At 74.8% G+C, this 19,140-nt stretch carries 18 protein-coding genes and 1 tRNA gene; 11 read left to right on the top strand and 8 right to left on the bottom strand.

Translation table 11 applies throughout. The features are described from left to right. Positions 1–21 precede the first annotated feature (21 nt). Together rplJ and KG103_RS13470 are read right to left on the bottom strand one after the other, a co-directional pair. Entirely contained in the window at positions 22–549 is a 528-nt protein-coding gene (gene rplJ / locus KG103_RS13465) for a 50S ribosomal protein L10 (RefSeq protein ID WP_089798420.1), read from the bottom strand. 290 nt (positions 550–839) lie between these two features. Continuing rightward, complete coding sequence (locus tag KG103_RS13470; RefSeq protein ID WP_207339061.1) at positions 840–3,512, bottom strand: CHAT domain-containing protein; 2,673 nt, start codon at positions 3,510–3,512, stop codon at positions 840–842. 85 nt (positions 3,513–3,597) lie between these two features. Between KG103_RS13470 and KG103_RS13475 the strand changes: the two genes are divergently transcribed. From KG103_RS13475 to KG103_RS13485, 3 genes are all read left to right on the top strand, one after another. Beyond that, a complete protein-coding gene (locus tag KG103_RS13475) occupies positions 3,598–5,043 on the top strand; it encodes a S8 family peptidase (protein WP_207339062.1) in 1,446 nt (481 codons plus the stop codon). Between the two features lie 73 nt (positions 5,044–5,116). Further along, positions 5,117–5,758, top strand: coding sequence for an RNA polymerase sigma factor (locus tag KG103_RS13480; RefSeq protein WP_207339063.1), 642 nt, complete (start codon positions 5,117–5,119; stop codon positions 5,756–5,758). After that, the gene (locus KG103_RS13485; protein WP_207339064.1) at positions 5,739–6,263 is read left to right on the top strand and encodes a hypothetical protein; all 525 of its coding nucleotides are present in this window, start codon (positions 5,739–5,741) and stop codon (positions 6,261–6,263) included. Before KG103_RS13480 ends, KG103_RS13485 begins: the two co-directional genes overlap by 20 nt. A gap of 161 nt (positions 6,264–6,424) precedes the next feature. Here the strand turns inward: KG103_RS13485 and rplA are convergent, their stop codons facing one another. The 5 genes from rplA to KG103_RS13510 form a co-directional block, all read right to left on the bottom strand. Further along, entirely contained in the window at positions 6,425–7,141 is a 717-nt protein-coding gene (gene rplA / locus KG103_RS13490) for a 50S ribosomal protein L1 (protein WP_207339065.1), read from the bottom strand. A gap of 109 nt (positions 7,142–7,250) precedes the next feature. Beyond that, the gene (gene rplK / locus KG103_RS13495; protein ID WP_089798414.1) at positions 7,251–7,682 is read right to left on the bottom strand and encodes a 50S ribosomal protein L11; all 432 of its coding nucleotides are present in this window, start codon (positions 7,680–7,682) and stop codon (positions 7,251–7,253) included. Between the two features lie 83 nt (positions 7,683–7,765). Continuing rightward, entirely contained in the window at positions 7,766–8,596 is an 831-nt protein-coding gene (nusG, locus tag KG103_RS13500; protein WP_207339066.1) for a transcription termination/antitermination protein NusG, read from the bottom strand. Positions 8,597–8,696: 100 nt separating this feature from the next. Continuing rightward, positions 8,697–8,978, bottom strand: a complete 282-nt coding sequence (gene secE / locus KG103_RS13505; RefSeq protein ID WP_207339067.1) for a preprotein translocase subunit SecE — start codon at positions 8,976–8,978, stop codon at positions 8,697–8,699. 158 nt (positions 8,979–9,136) lie between these two features. Further along, positions 9,137–9,209: transfer RNA gene (locus KG103_RS13510), tRNA-Trp, on the bottom strand. A 280-nt stretch (positions 9,210–9,489) separates the two neighbouring features. Between KG103_RS13510 and KG103_RS13515 the strand changes: the two genes are divergently transcribed. The 8 genes from KG103_RS13515 (at position 9,490) to KG103_RS13550 (ending at position 17,934) form a co-directional block, all read left to right on the top strand. Then, entirely contained in the window at positions 9,490–10,734 is a 1,245-nt protein-coding gene (locus tag KG103_RS13515) for a pyridoxal phosphate-dependent aminotransferase (RefSeq protein WP_207339068.1), read from the top strand. A gap of 83 nt (positions 10,735–10,817) precedes the next feature. Continuing rightward, positions 10,818–11,714, top strand: a complete 897-nt coding sequence (locus tag KG103_RS13520; protein ID WP_207339069.1) for an ABC transporter ATP-binding protein — start codon at positions 10,818–10,820, stop codon at positions 11,712–11,714. Further along, positions 11,711–12,580: an ABC transporter permease gene (locus KG103_RS13525; RefSeq protein ID WP_207339070.1), complete on the top strand. Its 870-nt coding sequence runs from the start codon at positions 11,711–11,713 to the stop codon at positions 12,578–12,580. The genes KG103_RS13520 and KG103_RS13525 overlap by 4 nt, the downstream gene beginning before the upstream one ends. 455 nt (positions 12,581–13,035) lie before the next feature. After that, on the top strand, positions 13,036–13,905 hold the full coding sequence (locus KG103_RS13530) for a sensor histidine kinase (protein WP_207339071.1): 870 nt from the start codon (positions 13,036–13,038) through the stop codon (positions 13,903–13,905). Further along, on the top strand, positions 13,902–14,531 hold the full coding sequence (locus KG103_RS13535; protein WP_207339072.1) for a response regulator: 630 nt from the start codon (positions 13,902–13,904) through the stop codon (positions 14,529–14,531). Before KG103_RS13530 ends, KG103_RS13535 begins: the two co-directional genes overlap by 4 nt. A 96-nt stretch (positions 14,532–14,627) precedes the next feature. Then, entirely contained in the window at positions 14,628–16,169 is a 1,542-nt protein-coding gene (locus KG103_RS13540; RefSeq protein ID WP_207339073.1) for a sensor histidine kinase, read from the top strand. After that, complete coding sequence (locus tag KG103_RS13545) at positions 16,166–16,840, top strand: response regulator transcription factor (protein WP_207339074.1); 675 nt, start codon at positions 16,166–16,168, stop codon at positions 16,838–16,840. The genes KG103_RS13540 and KG103_RS13545 overlap by 4 nt, the downstream gene beginning before the upstream one ends. A 62-nt stretch (positions 16,841–16,902) precedes the next feature. Further along, positions 16,903–17,934, top strand: coding sequence for an adenosine deaminase (locus KG103_RS13550; RefSeq protein ID WP_207339075.1), 1,032 nt, complete (start codon positions 16,903–16,905; stop codon positions 17,932–17,934). 59 nt (positions 17,935–17,993) lie between these two features. Here the strand turns inward: KG103_RS13550 and KG103_RS13555 are convergent, their stop codons facing one another. Then, positions 17,994–19,133, bottom strand: a complete 1,140-nt coding sequence (locus KG103_RS13555) for a UDP-N-acetylmuramate dehydrogenase (RefSeq protein WP_207339076.1) — start codon at positions 19,131–19,133, stop codon at positions 17,994–17,996. Between the last annotated feature and the right edge of the window lie 7 nt (positions 19,134–19,140).

The raw sequence follows: 19,140 nt of genomic DNA on the forward strand, positions 1-19,140 counted from the left end.
CGTGCGGCCGGAGCGTCGGGCTCAGGCTGCGGCGTCGGACTCCTGCTTCGCGCGCAGGGCCTCGACGGTGCGCACGGCCTGCGAGGCAGGAGCCGTGAACAGGTACGCGGCCTGGTAGAGCTTGGCCTTCATCGCGCCGGCCGCCTTGGCCAGCAGGACCTCGCGGGACTCGAGGTCCGCGAGCTTGGTGATGTCCGCAGCGGTCACGGGGCGGCCGTCGACGACGCCCGCCTTGATGACCAGTGCAGGGTTCGCCTTGGCGAAGTCACGCAGTCCCTTGGCCGCCTCGACCGGGTCACCGGTGACGAAGGCGATCGCCGACGGGCCCTCGAGCGCGTCGTCGAGGCCCTCGAGGCCGGCTTCCTTGGCCGCGATCGCGGTCAGCGTGTTCTTCACCACGGCGTAGTTCGCGTTGCCGCTGAGCGCCTTGCGCAGGGTCTTGAGCTGCGCGACGGTGAGCCCGCGGTACTCGGTCAGCACGGCCGCGTTCGAGCCGCGGAAGCGCTCCGTCAGCTCCGCGACAGCGGCAGCCTTGTCCGGCCTCGCCATGGCATTCCTTCCGATGGTGGTGCCACCGGTCGTCTTCCTCGCTGCCGTGAGACGACAAGAGCCCCGCGCAGGCGCGGGGCTCGAAGGCACGGCGGGCCGGCACGGACCTTCTCAGGCCACGGCCGGGCACTCACATGCATCTGAACTCTCACCTGCGCAGGCCCCCGCGTCACGCGGAGCTTCGGCCGGTCCGACGAGCGGACCGACGACCGGCGGTCTTGGGCCACACGAGACTACGGCACCGGGTGGGGTGCGACCAAATCGCGGCGCCGGCAGACGGCACCCGGGGGTCAGGCGGCGCCGTGCGCCGTGAAGGTGCACCAGTTGACGAAGCCCGACGGGGACCGGCGGTCGATCTCGCCCCGCGCCCCGTGCAGGGCACGCGCCATCGTCTCCCCCGCCGCCAGCCGGCGGTGCAGGGCCAGCATGAGGTCGACGACCTCGACGTCCGGGACCGCGGCGATCGAGGCGACGACGCCGGCGGAGCCGCGGGAGAGCATCGCCGACACCAGCCCGAGCACCTCGTCACCCTCGTAGGCCACGTCCGCGCCGGAGTGGCAGGACGCGAGCACCAGCCGCCGCGGCGCCACGCCCGCGCGGTGCAGCTCCTGCACCGTGACCGGACCGTCGGCCAGCACGACCGACGAGAACATGGGGTTGTCCGAGCGCAGGGACCCGTGGCAGGCGAGGTGGGCCAGGTCCGCCGCGGCGATCGCCGCGACCACGTCCTCCGCGCGGCTGTCCCGCGCCCCGAGCACGCGCACGTCCCGGTGCAGCCGGCGCAGCGCCTCCACCTCGTCCTGCGCCCCGCGCAGGTCGGGGCCCGCGACCAGCACGGTCGGTGCCCCCGCGACGCGGCCGCGCTCGGTCGTCCGCAGCCACGCCGCCGCGGACGGCGCGACGGCGACCGGCACGTCGACCAGCGCGGACCAGGGCACGCCGTGCAGCGGGCCCACCGGGACGACCACCAGCTCGGCGTCCGGCGGCAGCGCCAACGGGGCGAGGAGCATCGCGCGCAGCGCGACCAGGCGCAGGTCGGCGCTCGTCCGCGCCGCCTCGGCCGCGGCCGCGCTGCTCGGGTCGACGAGCCTCCGCAGCGCGAACACCAGCGCCCGCAGGGCGTCGGTCACGTCCGACTCGACCGCGCCCAGGTCGACCACCCGCGTCCTGCCCTCGCCGACCACGACGGCCACGAGCCGGCCCGCGTAGCGGCCGTACTCCACGAGGTGCCTGCCGTCGAGCGCCCCGCGAAGGGCACCGGCCCGGGGCACGGGCCGCGCGGGACCGCGCACCGGGTCCGCGAGCCAGGCGGACCGCCGCACGTCGGCCGCGCCCTCGTCGTCCGCGACGATGACCGTGCGCTGCCGCCGCGCCCCCTGCGGAGCGGACGCCTGGCCGTTCCCCTCCGCGCTGCGGACGGGAACCTCGCCCCGGGGCAACTCGACCTCACCGGTCGACGCCTCCAGCCACAGTGCCGCCGCGCGGGTCTGCTCCATCCAGCGCAGCACCGCCGCCGGCGAGCCGCTGCGCACCACGACCTCGAGCCCGATCTCGCCCAGCTCCGCCCCGTGGCCGGAGGCGAGCGCCCGCAGCTCCATCGTCGGCAGCGCCGCACGGTGACGGGCGAGGTCCCGCAGCCCCGCCCGGCACTGCGCCAGCAGCTCGCCGTCCTGTCCCTGCAGGCGGGCCGCCAGCGCGGCCGCGACCCGGCCACGCAGACGCACCGACAGCGGGCCGCCCCGCGCCAGCTGCGCCGCCGCGGCGAACCGGGCCGCCGCACGGCGCCGGGCGCCGACCACCAGAGCCACCCGTCCTCCCACGAGGTGGCCCTCCGCCGCCGCCGACAGCTCGCCCGACCTGGCCAGCCGTGTCGCGGCCCGCTGCACCGAGTCCAGCTCGGCGACGCCGACGCGACCGAGCCGCGCGAGCGACCGGACCGCGACGAGCACGGCGACGTCGTAGGCACCGGGGCGCCGCTGACGCCGCGCACGGCCCCCTGCCGCGAGCGCGTGCTCGGCCGCGCCGTGCGGGTCACCGGCGAGGAGCAGCGTCTCGGCCAGCGAGATCCGTGCGTCGACCTCCACCAGGTCGGCGCCCGCCGCCGTCAGCTCGTCGATCGCGCGACGCCCGGCCGCTGCCGCCTCGGGGAGCAGCCGCAGCTCCCGCATCGCCTCGGCGTACCCGAGGTAGTACTCCACCGGGGACTGCCCGGCGTCCCTCGACGCGCGCGCCGCCGCCTCCAGGTCGCGCAACCCGTCCGCGGGCCGGCCGGTGTGGACCGCGATCAGCGCCCGCGTCAGGTACGGCCACGCCCGCAGCGCCGGGCCCAGCCGGGCGGCCCCCTCGACGGCGAGCTGGACCCAGCGCGCCGCCTCGGCGTACTGCGCCTTGCTGACCAGGACGACCGCGAGGTTGTTGGCCGCCCGCACCGCGTCGGGCCCACCGGCCACCGCGTGCCGGGCCACGGCGCGGTAGCGCTCCTCGGCCTGCACGAGCCGTCCCGCGTTGTGGTCCATGACGCCCAGCTGGAGCTGGAGCCGTGCGTCGAGCCCCTCCAGGACCGGGTCGCCGGCCACCAGCTGGACGACGGACAGCGCCGCGAGCGCGTCGGCCCGCGCCTGCGCCGTCCTGCCGAGCTCGAGCCGCGCGACCGACCGGCTGGCCAGCACCCACGCCTCGACCGGCGCGAGCCGGGCACGTCGGGCGACCCTCGCGGCCTCGCCCAGGAGGCGCTCGGCCGACGCCGGGTCGCCGTCGTGACGGTGGACCACCCCGACCGCGCGCAGGCCCCACGCCAGCGCCTCCGGCTCGCCGAGGGCGCGTGCACCGGCCACGACCCGTGCCGCCTGCACCCGAGCCGCGTCCGGATCGGTGTCGAGCGTGGAGCGCAGCGCCCGCGCGTCGCGCAGCAGCCGGGCGCGCGCGTCATCACCGACGGGCTCGGACGGCGTCTGCTGCGACACCCTCGGATGGTAGGGCGACGGTGTATCACGGGGGCACGTCGCCCACTCCTCGGGCTGGACCCACCCCGAGGACGAGGAGCCCGACGTGACGCGATTCCCCGACCGACCTGCCGGTCGACCGTTCCGTGACGAGTACGACGGCCGCCTCACCGGCCGCACCGGCCCGGCGGCGCGGGTCGCCGCGCCCGCCTCCCGCGCGGCGGCTCGACCGGCACCCGACTACGTGGCCGGGCTGAGGCCGGACCTGGATCCGGGCGGGGGCACCGCGGACGTGCGGGCACGACGTGACGCGGTCGTCGCGCGGCTCCAGGACGGGTGGTCGCAGCGGGGTGAGGAGCTGGAGGTCGTGCGCAACCGCCACGGGTCGGACGTCTTCCCCGTCGTCGGGGAGCTCCTCGTCGCGCCCTCGACGTGGCAGGACATCCGCGCGGAGGCCACGGCCGCCGGGGTCGAGGAGGTCGACCTGGGCCACCCCGAGCTCGCCGGACGCGTGGTCCGGCTGCGCGCCCGCGACCCACGGCGCGCACGCCGCCTGAGCGGTCTGGTGAGCTCGCTGCGGGCACGCGGCCACGCCGTGTCGCCGTCCTACGTGACCCCGCTGGGCGGGGGCCCGATCATGAAGCCCACGTCGGGGGCCTTCGCACCGCAGGTGGCGACGTTCGGGGAGTACGCGCAGGACGGCCCCCGCCACGGCGACGGTGTCGTCGTCTCCGTGATCGACACCGGGATCACGGCGGAGGACCGCGCGGACGGCTGGCTCGCCGCCGTGGGTCGGGTCGCCGCCGACGACGACGCCACCCACGACGCGGAGACGAACGTCGACCCGCTCGACGCCGAGCCCCACGATGGCTACCTCGACGTCTACGCCGGCCACGGCACCTTCGTCGCGGGCATCGTCGCCCAGGTGGCACCGGGGGCGGAGATCCGGGTGTACAAGGCCGTCGGGCCCGGTGGCGCGGGCAGCGAGCTCGACGTCGCGTGCGCGCTCATCCGGGCCGTCCGCGACGGTGCGCACGTCGTCAACCTGTCGCTGGGGACGCAGACGCTGTTCGACGAGCCGTCGCTGCCGCTCGGTGCGGCCCTCGACGTGGTGCGTGAGATCGAGGACGACCGGGGCTGGCAGAGCGTCATCGTCTCGTCGGCGGGCAACTACGGCGACGACACGCCCACGTGGCCCGCCGCGTTCGGGCGGGTCGTCGCCGTCGGCGGTCTGACCGCGGACCTGCGCCCCACGACCTGGTCGAGCCGTGGCTCATGGGTGGACCTCTCCGCTGTCGGCGAGGGCGTGCTGTCCACGTTCGTCCAGGGACGGCAGAACCCGGCGTTCGGCGCGGACCCGAAGGACTTCGGCCCCAGCTCCTTCGCGCGCTGGGTCGGCACGTCGTTCGCCGCACCCCAGGTGTCGGGCGCGGTCGCCCGGACGATGACCGAGCTGGGGGTGGACGGGCCCCGGGCGGTCCACGCGCTCCTCGCCGCCGGCAAGCCCGTCGCCGGCTTCGGCAAGGCACTGCAGATCCTGCCGGGAGCCTGACGTGCTGGGCACCTGCCTCGCGGAGCGCCATGATGGCCTTCGGGACAAATCCGACAGGCGAGGGGGCCGTGCCGTGAGCAGCCGACAACAGCTGGGCGGACCGTACGACGAACGGACCGCGACCCAGCTCGTCGCGGGCGCCCTCGTGGGCGACGAGGGATCGTGGTCCGAGATCGTCCGGCGGCACGCGAACCTCGTGATGGCACGGGTCCGGCAGTTCCGTCTCAGCCCGCAGCAGGCCGAGGACGTCGCGCAGACCGTGTGGCTCAACCTCCTCGAGCACCTCGGTGACCTGCGCGAGCCGGAGGCGCTGCCGGGCTGGATCGCGACCGCGACGCGGCACGAGTGCATCCGCACCGCGAACCTCTCCCGCCGGTCCGTCCCGGTCGACCCGACGACCGGGCGTCTCGACGCGCAGGACGACACCGAACCGGACAGCGACCTCCTGCGCGACGAGCGTCACGCGGCCCTGCGCGCCGGCCTGGCCGAGCTGCCCGCGCACCAGCGCGACCTGCTGCTCATGCTGTCGACCGATCCGCCCCCCAGCTACCAGGACGTGTCCGCGCGCCTGGGCATCCCGGTCGGGTCGATCGGACCGACCCGGCAGCGCGGCCTCGCCCGGCTCCGCCGGACGGACGCCATCCGCACCTACCTCGCGACGCCCGCCGGCGTCGTGGCACGTGAAGGAGGCCACGATGTCCTGGCACTCGGATGACCTGGGCCTCCCCCAGCCCCGACCGGCGGACGCCTGGGAGAACGACGAGGTGCTCGCCGCCGACCTCGCCCGCGCGGTCGCGACCGAGGAGACGCTCCGTCGCGTCACCTCCGCCGCGTCGACGGCGTTCGTCGCCCACCGCGGCATGCTCGCGCTGCGCGAGGAGCTGGCGACCGACCTGCTGCTCCTCTCCCTCGTCCACGACTCGTGCGCCGAGGACCGGCTGTCGGGCGTCCGCGACCGCACCGGCCGACCCTCGCGGACCCTCGTCTTCGAGGGGGACGGCGTCGGGGTCGAGGTGGAGCTCACCGACGGGCTGATCGAGGGTCAGCTGATCCCGGCGCGGCCCGGCCGCGTCGAGCTGCGCCGACCCGACGGCGGCGTCGGGGGTGTCGAGACCGACGAGGTGGGCTACTTCCGCCTCGAGGCCCGGACCGAGGGGCCGGTCCGCCTCGTCTGCGAGACCACGGACGGCACGTGCGTGACCGAATGGCTGCCCTGGTGAGGGGCTGACGCACCGGTTCGCCGGTGCGTGCGCAGGGCCCGGTCCGCAGGGGGGACCGGGCCCTGTCGCGCTGCCGCCAGGGCACGGGACGCCGGCCCGGACGCACGACGGCCCGGCACCCTCGCGGGTGCCGGGCCGTCGTCGCGCGGTGGGCGCGACCGTCAGGCCGCGTCCTCCTCCGTGAGGTTGCGCGTCTTGCTCTGGTCCAGCGGGATGCCGGGGCCGTTCGTGGTCGAGAGCGTCGCCTTGGTGATGTAGCGACCCTTCGACGCGGACGGCTTCAGACGCAGGATCTCGTCGAGCGCGGCGGCGTAGTTCTCCACCAGCGCGGTCTCCGAGAAGGAGGTCTTGCCGATGATGAAGTGCAGGTTCGCGTGCCGGTCGACACGGAACTCGATCTTGCCGCCCTTGATGTCGGACACGGCCTTGGCCACGTCCATCGTCACCGTGCCGGTCTTCGGGTTCGGCATGAGGCCGCGGGGTCCGAGGACCTTGCCGAGGCGACCGACCTTGCCCATGAGGTCCGGCGTGGCGACGGCGGAGTCGAAGTCCGTCCAGCCGTCCGCGACCTTGGCGATGAGCTCGTCGCCACCGACCTCGTCGGCGCCGGCCGCGCGGGCCTGCTCGGCGCGCTCACCGGTGGCGAACACGATGACGCGGGCCGTCTTGCCGGTGCCGTGGGGCAGGTTGACCGTGCCACGGACCATCTGGTCGGCCTTGCGGGGGTCGACACCGAGACGGAAGGCGACCTCGACGGTCGCGTCGTACTTGGTGGTCGACGTCTCCTTGGCGAGGCGCACGGCCTCCAGGGGGGCGTAGATCCGGCCGTCCTCGATCTTCTCGACGGCGGCGCGGTACGCCTTGCTGTGCTTGGGCATCTGCCTGTTCTCCTTCGTCAGCAGTCGTGGTCATGCGGGCCGCACACGGGCCCTGCCACCTGACCGCCGGTGCGGGTCGCACCGGCGGACGTGTCGTGCGGGGGCTGGGTCAGCCCTCGACCTTGATCCCCATGGAACGCGCGGTCCCGGCGATGATCTTCTCCGCCGCGGCCAGGTCGTTCGCGTTGAGGTCCTCGAGCTTGGTGGTGGCGATCTCGCGCACCTGGTCGGCCGTCAGCGTCGCCACCTTGACGGTGTGCGGCGTCGGCGAGCCCTTGGCCACGCCCGCGGCCTTCTTGATCAGCTCGGCGGCCGGCGGCGTCTTCGTGATGAAGGTGAACGAGCGGTCCTCGTACACCGTGATCTCGACGGGGATGACGTTGCCGCGCTGCGACTCCGTCGCCGCGTTGTACGCCTTGCAGAACTCCATGATGTTCACGCCGTGCTGACCGAGCGCGGGCCCGATCGGCGGCGCGGGGGTCGCCGCGCCGGCGTTGATCTGGAGCTTGATGAGGCCGGTGACCTTCTTCTTCGGGGGCATGATGCCTTCCGTTCCTTCTCGTGGGCCGACGCCATGGGCGATGACCCGGTTGCAGAGCCCCGCGGCGCGGGGCGGTCAGCAGGTCAGATCTTCGAGACCTGGCTGAAGGACAGCTCGACCGGGGTCTCCCGGCCGAAGAGGGAGACGAGGACCTTGAGCTTCTGGTTCTCGGGGTTGATCTCGGAGATCGTCGCGGGCAGCGTGTCGAACGGGCCGCCGTCGGTGACGGTGACGGACTCGCCGACCGTGAAGTCGACCTCGACCGGCGTGCTGGCGGCCTTCGACGACTGCTGCGCGGGCATCTTGGACTCGATGGTCGGCGCGAGCATCGAGAAGACCTCGTCGAGCGTCAGCGGCACGGGCTGGTGCGTGTGGCCGACGAACCCGGTGACGCCGGGCGTGTGGCGCACGGCGCCCCACGACTCGTCGGTGAGGTCCATGCGGACGAGGACGTAGCCGGGGATCCGGACGCGCTTGACGACCTTGCGCTGCGCGTTCTTGATCTCGACGACCTCCTCCATGGGGACCTCCACCTGGTGGATGTAGTCCTCCATGTTGAGGCTCTGGGTGCGCGACTCGAGGTTCGCCTTCACCCGGTTCTCGTAGCCCGCGTAGGAGTGGATGACGTACCAGTCACCGGGCAGCCGGCGCAGCTTGGCCTTGAACGCGGCGACCGGGTCCTCGTCGGGGTCGATCTCGTCGTCCGCCGCGACGGGCGCGGCGTCGTCGGCGTCGTCGGCGTCGTCGTCGGCGGCGTCGGCGGCGTCGTCCTCGGTGGTCTCCTCGGCGACGTCGCCGGCCTCCGTGTCGTCGACCTCGTCACCCGCGGTCGCCTCGACGGCCTCGACCGACGCCAGGGCGTCCGCCAGCTCGGCCTCGGCGCCCGGCGTGGGCTCCTGCGACTCCTGCGACACGTGCAACCTGCTTTCTCCGTGGTGGGCCGGCGTGCGCGCCGGCGGTGCGCGGCTCGCCCCGCGCGGGTGGGGTGGTCGCCGGCTCAGGGGCCGGCGGGCGTCACCCGAAGATCAAGAACGTCAGCTTCCCGATGCCCAGGTCGATCAGCGTGACGAAGAGCATGACGACCGTGACGAACACGAGCACGACGCCCGTGTAGGTGACGAGCTCGTGCCGCGTGGGCCGGACGACCTTCTTGAGCTCGGCCACGACCTGGCGCACGAAGAGGGCGATGCGCGCGAAGAACCCGCGCTTCTCCTCACCGCGACGCGGCGCGTGCTCGCTCCTGCTGGCGGCCGAGCCCTCGGCGTCGGACGCCGCGGCGGCAGCGGTATCGCTCACGTCAGGCCCCTGTCTCGTCGTCGTGCGGCACCCGGACGGGCGCCGCGGTTCGCGGACGCACGGGCTCACCGACGCGACGCGCCGGACCGACCGGCGGTCCTGCTCACGACGCCGACCCGGACCTCGGGGGATCCCGAGGTCGGGCCGGTCCGCGTGCGCAGGGCAGACAGGACTCGAACCTGCAACCTGCGGTTTTGGAGACCGCTGCGCTACCAATTGCGCCACTGCCCTACGACGGCCTGGTCACCATGACCCCGCGCACCAGTGCACCGAGCTGGGGGCTCGGCTCCGGGCGTGCTTGATCATGGCGGACGTCAACCGCCGGTGGACCACTGTACGCGACGCCGGGCGCGGGGTCGAACCCGTCCCGGGACGCCGACGGCGCCGCGCGCGCCGGCCCCGCTCGGCGACGCCCCACGGGCCGGTGCACGTCACCCGCACGGACGACACCGGGCACCGGCGTACCACCCCGTGATATCCGTTGGCCGTGCACCCGCCGGGCTCTGCGAGGATGGGGCCCGTGAGCCAGCACAGCGCACCGACGACGACGTCCACCCGCGCCCGGGTCTCCGAGCGCATCGCCGCGATCGCGGAGTCCGCGACGCTGGCGGTCGACGCCAAGGCCAAGGCACTCAAGGCCGCCGGCCGGCCCGTGATCGGCTTCGGCGCCGGCGAGCCCGACTTCCCGACGCCCGACTACATCGTCGAGGCGGCGGTCCGCGCGGCGCAGGACCCGGTCAACCACCGCTACTCCCCCGCAGCCGGCCTGCCCGTGCTGCGCGAGGCCATCGCCGCCAAGACGCTGCGCGACTCGGGCTACGAGGTGAAGCCCTCGGACGTGCTGGTCACCAACGGCGGGAAGCAGGCGGTCTTCCAGGCGTTCGCGGCGGTCCTCGACCCCGGCGACGAGGTGCTGCTGCCTGCCCCGTACTGGACCACGTACCCCGAGGCGATCGCACTGACGGGCGCCGTGCCCGTCGAGGTGGTGGCCGGCGTCGACCAGGGCTACCTCGTCACCGTCGAGCAGCTCGAGGCGGCGCGCACGCCCCGCACCAAGGCCCTGCTGTTCAACTCGCCGTCCAACCCCACGGGCGCCGTGTACTCCCCCGAGCAGACCGCGGAGATCGGCCGCTGGGCGCTCGAGCACGGCATCTGGGTCATCACCGACGAGATCTACGAGCACCTCACCTACGACGACGCCGTGTTCACGCCGATCGTCCGGGCGGTCCCCGAGCTCGCCGACACCACGATCGTCCTCAACGGCGTCGCCAAGACCTACGCCATGACGGGCTGGCGCGTCGGCTGGATGATCGGCCCCACCGACGTCATCAAGGCCGCGACCAACCTGCAGTCGCACCTGACGTCCAACGTCGCCAACGTGTCCCAGCGCGCGGCGCTCGCGGCGCTCACCGGCGACCTGTCCGCCGTCGAGCAGATGCGCGCGGCCTTCGACCGCCGGCGCCGGACGATGGTCGAGATGCTCTCGACGATCGACGGTGTGCGGTGCCCCGCGCCGCAGGGCGCGTTCTACGCCTACCCGTCGGTCGAGGGCCTCCTGGGCCGCACGATCCGCGGCGTCACGCCCACCACGTCGGCCGAGCTCGCGTCGCTGATCCTCGACGAGGTCGAGGTCGCCGTGGTGCCGGGCGAGGCGTTCGGCCCCAGCGGGTACCTGCGGCTGTCGTACGCCCTGGGGGACGACGACCTCGTCGAGGGCGTCACGCGGGTCCAGGGCCTGCTGGCCGAGGCGGTCTGAGCGCCGGGTCCACCGACCGGTGGACCCGGGGCACGGCCGGGCGGTCGTCCCCACCGGCCCGGCCCCCGCAGGACACTGGTGCCATGGCGACGACGGACGCCCCGGCCGTGCTGGTCGAGGGCCTGCACAAGCGGTACGGCGAGAAGCGCGCGGTCGACGGGCTCGACCTGCGCGTGGAGCACGGCGAGATCGTGGCGGTCCTGGGCCCCAACGGCGCGGGCAAGACGACGACGGTCGAGACCCTCGAGGGGTTCCGGCGGGCCGACGCAGGGCACGTGCGCGTGCTGGGAGCCGACCCCGCGCGCGCGGGGCGGGCCTGGCGCTCCCGGATCGGCGTGGTGCTGCAGGACAACCACGACCTCGCCGAGGCGACGGTCCGCGAGATCGTGCACCACATGGCCGGTTTCTACCCCGCGCCGCGCGACCCCGAGCAGGTCATCGACGCCGTGGGCCTGCGTGAGAAGGCCACGACGCGCACCCGCGCGCTGTCCGGCGGGCAGCGGCGCCGGCTGGACGTCGCGCTCGGCGTCGTCGGCGACCCCGAGCTGCTGTTCCTCGACGAGCCGACGACGGGGTTCGACCCGCAGGCGCGTCACGAGTTCTGGGACCTGGTCGAGTCGCTGCGCGACGAGGGCACGACGATCCTGCTGACGACGCACTACCTCGAGGAGGCCGAGCGGCTCGCCGACCGCGTCGTCGTCGTGGCGCGGGGACACGTCGTGGCGCAGGGCGCCCCGGCGGAGCTGGGCGGACGGCAGGCCCGACGCGCACGCGTGCGGTGGACCGTCGACGGGGCCCCGCGCGAGGAGGCGACGGACACCCCGACCGCGCTCGTCGCGCAGCTCGCGTCGCGTCTGGGCCGTCCCGACGGCGAGGTCCCGGGCCTGCAGGTGCTGCGGCCCACGCTCGAGGACGTGTACCTCGGGCTCATCGGTGAGCACGGGACCGCGGACGCGCCCCACGAGGAGGCGGCACGATGACGACGACCACCGGCGCGCCGGACGGCGCCGTCGCGCCCCGCCCCCACGCCGCACCCGGGCTGCCCGGACTCGCGCGCCTGGCCTGGTCGCGCACGGTCTTCGAGGTCCGCGGCTTCTTCCGCGAGCGCGACGCCGTCGTGTTCGTGTTCGCGTACCCGATCCTCATGCTCGCGATCTTCGCGACCGTCTTCGGGTCCGACGAGGAGCTGATCCCGGGTTCCGGCGTGCGCTTCCCGCAGTACTTCCTGCCCGGGATGGTGGCCACGGGCGTCATGCTCTCGAGCTTCCAGAACCTCGCCATCTCGATCGCCGCCGAGCGCGACGACGGGACCCTCAAGCGGCTGCGCGCGACGCCGCTGCCCGCCACCGCGTACTTCCTCGGCAAGACCGGGCAGGTGCTCTTCTCCACGGCCGTGCAGACAGCGCTCCTGCTCGCCGTCGCCGCCGTGGTGTTCGACGTCCCCCTGCCCACCGACGCCGGGCGGTGGTGGACGTTCGCCTGGGTGCTGGTGCTGGGCACCGCCACCGGCGCGGTCTGCGGCGTCGCGTTCTCCTCGGTGCCGCGCTCGGGGCGGTCGGCGAGCCCGGTGGTGATCCCGGTGGTGCTGGTGCTGCAGTTCGTCAGCGGGGTGTTCTTCCGGTTCGACGAGCTGCCGACGTGGATGCAGCAGGTCGCGTCGGTCTTCCCGCTGAAGTGGGTCGCGCAGGGCATGCGGTCGGTCTTCCTGCCGGACGAGGCGGCGGTGCTCGAGCCGTCCGGCACGTGGCAGCACGGTGCCACGGCCGCGGTGCTCCTCGCGTGGCTGGTCGTCGGCCTGGTCGTGGGCGTGCGGACGTTCCGCTGGCGCCGGCGGGACGACGGGTGAGGGGCGTCGACCGGCACGGGGACGCCGTGGCAGAGTCGCGCACATGAGCACGGACGCCGGGCCGACGCCGGGCACCGTCGAGCGGCACGGGTTCTGGCAGCGCACCCTGCGCATGTGGGACCTCGTGTTCGCGGGGATGACCGTGGTGTACGTCGTCGCGGTCCTGGTCGGCGCACCGGACCCGTCGGCCGCGCGCGTGCCGCTGGCGTCGATGGCGGTGCTCGCCCTGGCCTACGTCCTCCTGGGGCGCCGGGCCGCCCAGCGCGGCGACCCGCGGCTCGCGGACACGTACCTCGCCGTGCTCGTGGTGGTCATCGTCGTCCAGGTCGCCACCGGCGACATCGGCTCCGTACTGCTCTTCCTGGCGTTCCACCAGATCTGGTACTTCTCCCGCCGCCGGGTGGCCGGCGTCCTGTGGTCCGTGGGGACTCACGGCCGGGATCACGGTCGCCGCCGTGCTGCGCGTGGAGGCCACGGGACCCCGGATCGCGGAGATCGCCGCGCAGTTCGCCGTGGCACTGCTGTTCGCCGTCGTCCTGGGGCTGTGGATCACGCAGGTCTCGGAGCAGAGCGAGGTGCGCGCGTTCCTGCTCGACGAGCTGCGCGCGACGCAGGACGCCCTGGCGGCGTCGCACCACGCGGCGGGCGTCGTCGCGGAGCGCGAGCGGCTCGCCGCGGAGATCCACGACACGCTCGCGCAGGGGTTCACGTCGGTCGTCATGCTCGCGCAGACGGCGGGCGTCGAGCTCGAGCGGGGGCAGGCCGGGCGGGCCGCCGTCGGCCTGGCCCGCATCGAGGACGTCGCCCGCGACAACCTCGCCGAGGCCCGCGCCCTGGTCGCCGCGTGGACACCGCCGGACCTGCAGGACGGCGACCTGACCGGCGCGCTGCGCCGGATCGCGGTGCGGTTCGGCGCCGAGACGGGGACGGCGGTCGAGGTCGTCGACGACACGCACCACCACGTTGCAGGGGGTGCGATCGGACCGGAGGCCCAGGTCGTGCTGCTCCGCGCCGCGCAGGAGTCGCTCGCGAACGTCCGTCGGCACGCGGGCGCCTCACGGGTGGAGCTGCGGCTGGCGCGGACGGACGGCGCGGCCGTCCTCGAGGTCGTCGACGACGGACGTGGCGTGCCCCCGGACGTGCCGGAGGGCACCGGGCTGCGCGGCATGCGGGCACGCGCCGAGGCTGCCGGCGGCCGGCTCGACGTCGCTGCCGCGCCCGACGGCGGGACGCGGGTGCGCGTGCTGGTCCCCGTCACGCCCGCGGCGGCCACGACGCCCGAGGTGCGTGAGGTGCTCCGTACGGACGCTGAGGTGGTTCCGTGACCGTCCGTGTCGTCGTCGCGGACGACCACCCGGTCGTCCGCTCGGGCATCGCCGCCCTGCTCGACCTCGAGCCCGACCTCACGGTGGTCGGCGAGGCGGGCGACGGCGACGCCGCGCTCGCGCTGGCGCACCGGCTGCGGCCCGACCTGGTGCTCATGGACCTGCGGATGCCCGGCACCGACGGTGTGGCGGCCACGGCGCGGATCGTCGCCGAGCTGCCCGGCGTCCACGTGCTGGTGCTCACGACGTACGAGACGGACACCGACATCCTGCGGGCCGTCGAGGCGGGCGCGACCGGGTACCTGCTCAAGGACACGCCGCGCGACGAGCTCGTCGCCGGCGTGCGTGCCGCCGCACGGGGCGAGTCCGCGCTCTCCCCGTCCGTCGCGGGGCGCCTCGTCCGGCAGGTGCGCGGCGAGCGCACCGAGCGGCTGACGGCGCGTGAGCAGCAGGTGCTGGCGGGCGTCGCCCGGGGGCTGTCCAACGCCGCGGTCGGCCGCGAGCTGTTCATCGCCGAGGCCACGGTCAAGACGCACCTGCTGCGCGCGTTCGCCAAGCTGGGCGTCGACGACCGGACGCGCGCGGTCACGGTGGCCCTCGAACGGGGCATCCTGCCCGCTCCCTGACGCCTCCCGGCGCACCGTGAGCCGTCGTCACGCGCCGTGCCGGGACGACTCCGGACGACCCTTCTGCCCCGGTTGTCGCACGACCATACTGAGCGCATGCGGAACGGGCCGGCGTCGGGGCGGACCCTCGCCGTGCCCTCGGAGGCCCTGCGGGCGACCGGTGCGCGCGTCACCGTCCGCGGCCGGCTGATGACCGCCGTCGTCGCGCTCACCGCGGCCGCGATGACGGTCGCCGGGATCACGGGGCTCGCGCTGCAGCTGCGCGCGACCGACGCCCGCATCGACGAGTCGCTGACGCGGGCCGTCAGCGCGCTGCGGACGAGCCAGGCCGAGGGCGAGACCCAGCCGGACGGCACCCGGGTGCCGTGGACGTCCGTCCGGTCGCTGCTGCGCGACGCGGTCGAGGCCCGGGTGCCCGCCGAGCACGAGGGCATGCTGTCCGTGGTCGACGGCACGTTCCACCTGCGCCCGGCCGACGAGACGCGCGCGATCCGGCTCGACACGGACGAGGAGCTGCTCGCGTGGCTCGCGGCGCTCACGCCCGACGACCCGCTCGCGGACACGCCCCGGACCGTGCGCACGTCGGTCACCGAGTACCGGCTCGTGGTCGTCCCGGTCCTGCTCGCCGCGGACCCCGCGGCGACGGGTGCGTTCGTCGTGGCCACCGACCGCACGGCGCAGACCGCGGGCGTCTGGCGGATCTTCCTCACCTACTCCGTCGTCGGCCTCGTGGCGCTGGCGGTGACGTCGCTGGTGGCCTGGTTCGTGGTGGGTCGCATGCTGCGCCCGGTGCGGGTGCTGCGCGACACGGTGCGGCGGGTCACCGGCTCGGACCTGTCCGAGCGCATCACGGTCACCGGCAAGGACGACCTCGCCGACCTCGCGGCCTCCGTGAACTCGATGCTGCAGCGCCTCGAGCGCGCGTTCGGGTCGCAGCGCGAGCTGCTCGACGACGTGGGGCACGAGCTGCGGACGCCCCTGACGATCGTCCGGGGACACCTCGAGCTGCTCGACCCCGCCGACGAGTCCGACGTGCGCGCCACGCAGTCCCTCGCGCTCGACGAGCTCGACCGCATGCAGCGCCTGGTCGACGACCTGGTGACGCTGGCGACCGTCGACCGGCCCGACTTCGTGCGCCGCGCACCGGTGGACGTCGGCCGCCTCACCGACGACGTGCTCGAGAAGGCACGAGGGCTGGGTGAGCGGCGGTTCGTCGTCGTGGCCCGCGCGGACGTCGTGGCGGACGTCGACGCGCAGCGCGTCACGCAGGCGTGGCTGCAGCTGCTGGCCAACGCCGTGCGGTTCTCGGCACCCGGCTCGACGGTCCGGCTGGGCAGCGAGGTCGCGGACGGCCGGCTGCTGGTGTGGGTGCGCGACGAGGGTCCCGGCGTGCCGCCCGAGGAGGAGGCCCGCATCTTCGAGCGCTTCCACCGCGGTCAGGCCGACCGGGTGCAGCACGGCGCCGGGCTCGGGCTGCCCATCGTCGCGGCGATCGCCGCCGCCCACGGCGGGCGCGTCTACGTGGAGCACCCGCCCCCCGGCGCCGGTCCCGGCGTCGGGTTCGTCCTCGACCTTCCCGCCGTCGGTCTCGTCGACGGCGGGTCCGAGTCCCTCGAGCTCGTGGAGCCGCACCGATGACGCACATCCTGATCGCCGAGGACGAGGAGCGCATCGCCGCCTTCGTCGCCAAGGGCCTGCGCGCCCACGGGTACGAGGCCACGGCCGTCCTCACGGGCGAGGCGGCGCTGGAGCACGTCGAGGCCGGTGGGGTGGACCTGCTGGTGCTCGACCTGGGACTGGGTGACATGGACGGCTTCGACGTCCTGCGGTTCCTGCGGGCCGAGGGGTACGCCGTGCCCGTGATCGTCCTGACCGCGCGCTCGTCGGTGACCGACACGGTCACCGGCCTGGAGTCCGGGGCGGACGACTACATGGCCAAGCCGTTCCGGTTCGAGGAGCTCCTGGCGAGGGTGCGCCTGCGGCTCCGCAGCCAGCCCGCGGCCCCGGCGCGGGGCAACGTGCTGGCCCACGGCCGCCTGCAGCTCGACCTGCGCACCCGGCGGATGCGGGTCGGGGACACCGAGGTCGACCTGTCGGCCCGCGAGTTCGCGCTCGCCGAGACGTTCATGCGCAACCCGGGTGACGTGCTCACCCGCGAGCGCCTGCTCTCGGAGGTCTGGGGGTACGACTTCGACCCCGGGTCGAACGTCGTCGACGTCTACGTGCGGTACCTGCGGCGCAAGCTCGGTGCCGAGCACTTCGACACCATCCGCGGCGTGGGCTACCGGCTGGTCGACGCACCGGGCTGAGGTCGGCCGACCCGGTACCGGCCCGCGCGACCGGTCCCGTGCCGGCTGGCAGACTGGACCCGATGCGCGACCTCAGCCTGCTGCCCAAGGCACACCTGCACCTGCACTTCACGGGGTCGATGCGCGTGGAGACGCTGGCCGAGCTCGCGGAGCTGCACGGCATCCGCCTGCCCCACGTGCTGCTCGACGCCGACCCGCTGGTGGTGCCGGCGGACGAGCGCGGCTGGTTCCGGTTCCAGCGCATGTACGACGCGGCCCGTGCGTGCGTGCGCTCCGAGGCGGACATGCGCCGGATCGTCGCGGAGGCCGCGGCGGACGACGCCGCGGAGGGCTCGGGCCGGCTCGAGATCCAGGTGGACCCCACGTCGTACGCACCGTACGTCGGCGGCATCACCCCCGCGCTGGAGATCGTGCTGGACGAGGCGCGGGCGGCGCAGGCCGCGACCGGCGTCGAGGTGGGCGTCGTGGTCGCCGCGTCCCGCATGCGGCACCCGCTGGAGGCACGGACGCTGGCGCGGCTGGCGGCGCGGCACGCCGGTGACGGCGCGGGTGGCGTGATCGGGTTCGGCCTGTCGAACGACGAGCGCCGCGGGGAGACCGAGCAGTTCGCCCCCGCCTTCACGATCGCGCACCGTGCGGGGCTGCGGTCCGTCCCGCACGGTGGGGAGCTGCTGGGCCCGGCTCACGTCGAGGAGGTGCTCGACCACCTGCGCCCGGACCGCCTGGGGCACGGTGTGCGCAGCGCGGAGGACCCGCGGGTGCTGGCCCGGGTGGTCGAGGAGGAGGTCGCGCTCGAGGTGTGCCCCGCGTCGAACGTGTCCCTGGGCGTGTACCCCACGGCGGCCGACGTCCCGCTGCGGACCCTGGTGGACGCGGGCGCGCGGGTCGCGCTCGGGGCCGACGACCCGCTGCTCTTCCGCTCGCGCCTGGGCGACCAGTACCGCATCGCGCGCGAGGAGCACGGGTTCGACGACCACGCGCTGGCGGACCTGGCGCGCTCGTCGATCACGGCGAGCGCGGCCTCACCGGCGACCCGCGCCCGGCTGCTGGCCGGGGTCGACGCCTGGCTCGCGACGGAGCCGACGCAGGACTGACGCCGACGCAGGACCGACGCGGTCGGCGGTCCGACGCGGTCCGGTGCCGTCCGCCGCGTTCAGAGCGTGACGCCCACCAGGACCGGCTCGGGCTCCAGGACCACGCCGAAGCGGTCGCGCACGCCGTCGCGCACGGTCCGCGCGAGGGCGAGGAGGTCGTCCGCGCGCGCCTCGCCGCGGTTCGTGAGCGCCAGGGTGTGCTTGGTCGACAGGGTCGCCGGGCCGGGTGCGCCGTACCCGCGCGAGAACCCGGCGTGCTCGATGAGCCACGCGGCGCTGGTCTTCACGGCTCCGTCGGGCATCGGCCAGCGCGGGGCGTCGGCAGGCAGCGAGCCGGCGTCCGCGACGACCGGGTTGGTGAAGAACGACCCCGCGCTCCACGTGTCGCGGTCGGAGGCGTCGAGCACCATGCCCTTGCGTGCCCGCAGGGCCAGGACGGCGGCGCGCACGTCGGCCAGCGGTGCCCGCTCCCCCACGGTGATGTCGAGAGCACGCGCCAGCTCCGGGTACCCCACGGGCGCCGACAACGAGCCCTCCTTCATCTGGAAGGTCACGTCGAGCACCACGTACCGGGGCGTCGGACCCCAGGGCGCGGCCGGGTCTGCCGGGTCCGGGCGCATCGAGCGCTTGAGCACCGACGTGCGGTAGCCGAACCCGAGGGTGACGAACGGCAGGGTCCGCACGCGCCCGCGGCCGCGGTCCCACACCCGGACCTGGGCGACGGTCTGGGCGACCTCCTGACCGTACGCGCCGACGTTCTGCACGGGGGTCGCGCCCGTCGAGCCCGGGATCCCGGAGAGCGCCTCGACGCCGACGAGCCCGTGCTGGACGGCGTAGGCCACGACGTCGTCCCACACCGTGCCCGCAGGGACCGTCACCGTCACCCCGCCGCACGCGGACGCGTCGGGGACCTCGATGCCACCGCGGACGTCGCGCACGACCACCCCGGGGAACCCCGCGTCGCCCACCAGCACGTTGGACCCACCGCCCAGGACCAGCAGCGGCTCACCGGCGGCGTCGGCCGCGCGGACCGTCTCGACGAGCTCGGCCTCGGTGGTGGTCTCGACGTAGCGCGTGGCAGGCCCGCCGACGTGCAGCGTCGTGAGGTCCGCGAGCGCAGGGGTGCCGGGGTGCGTCGGGACGGCCGGGTGGGCCGGCTCGGGGGGCGGGCCGGGCAGGGCGCAGGTGTCGAGCTCCACGCGACCA

Source organism: Cellulomonas wangleii (assembly GCF_018388445.1).
GTDB lineage: Bacteria > Actinomycetota > Actinomycetes > Actinomycetales > Cellulomonadaceae > Cellulomonas > Cellulomonas wangleii.

Coding starts and splice junctions, on each gene's coding strand:
- rplJ (WP_089798420.1), bottom strand. CDS start 549: ATGGCGAGGCCGGACAAGGCTGCCGCTGTCGCGGAGCTGACGGAGCGC.
- KG103_RS13485 (WP_207339064.1), top strand. CDS start 5,739: ATGTCCTGGCACTCGGATGACCTGGGCCTCCCCCAGCCCCGACCGGCG.
- rplA (WP_207339065.1), bottom strand. CDS start 7,141: ATGCCCAAGCACAGCAAGGCGTACCGCGCCGCCGTCGAGAAGATCGAG.
- rplK (WP_089798414.1), bottom strand. CDS start 7,682: ATGCCCCCGAAGAAGAAGGTCACCGGCCTCATCAAGCTCCAGATCAAC.
- KG103_RS13515 (WP_207339068.1), top strand. CDS start 9,490: ATGGGGCCCGTGAGCCAGCACAGCGCACCGACGACGACGTCCACCCGC.
- KG103_RS13520 (WP_207339069.1), top strand. CDS start 10,818: ATGGCGACGACGGACGCCCCGGCCGTGCTGGTCGAGGGCCTGCACAAG.
- KG103_RS13525 (WP_207339070.1), top strand. CDS start 11,711: ATGACGACGACCACCGGCGCGCCGGACGGCGCCGTCGCGCCCCGCCCC.
- KG103_RS13540 (WP_207339073.1), top strand. CDS start 14,628: ATGCGGAACGGGCCGGCGTCGGGGCGGACCCTCGCCGTGCCCTCGGAG.
- KG103_RS13545 (WP_207339074.1), top strand. CDS start 16,166: ATGACGCACATCCTGATCGCCGAGGACGAGGAGCGCATCGCCGCCTTC.
- KG103_RS13550 (WP_207339075.1), top strand. CDS start 16,903: ATGCGCGACCTCAGCCTGCTGCCCAAGGCACACCTGCACCTGCACTTC.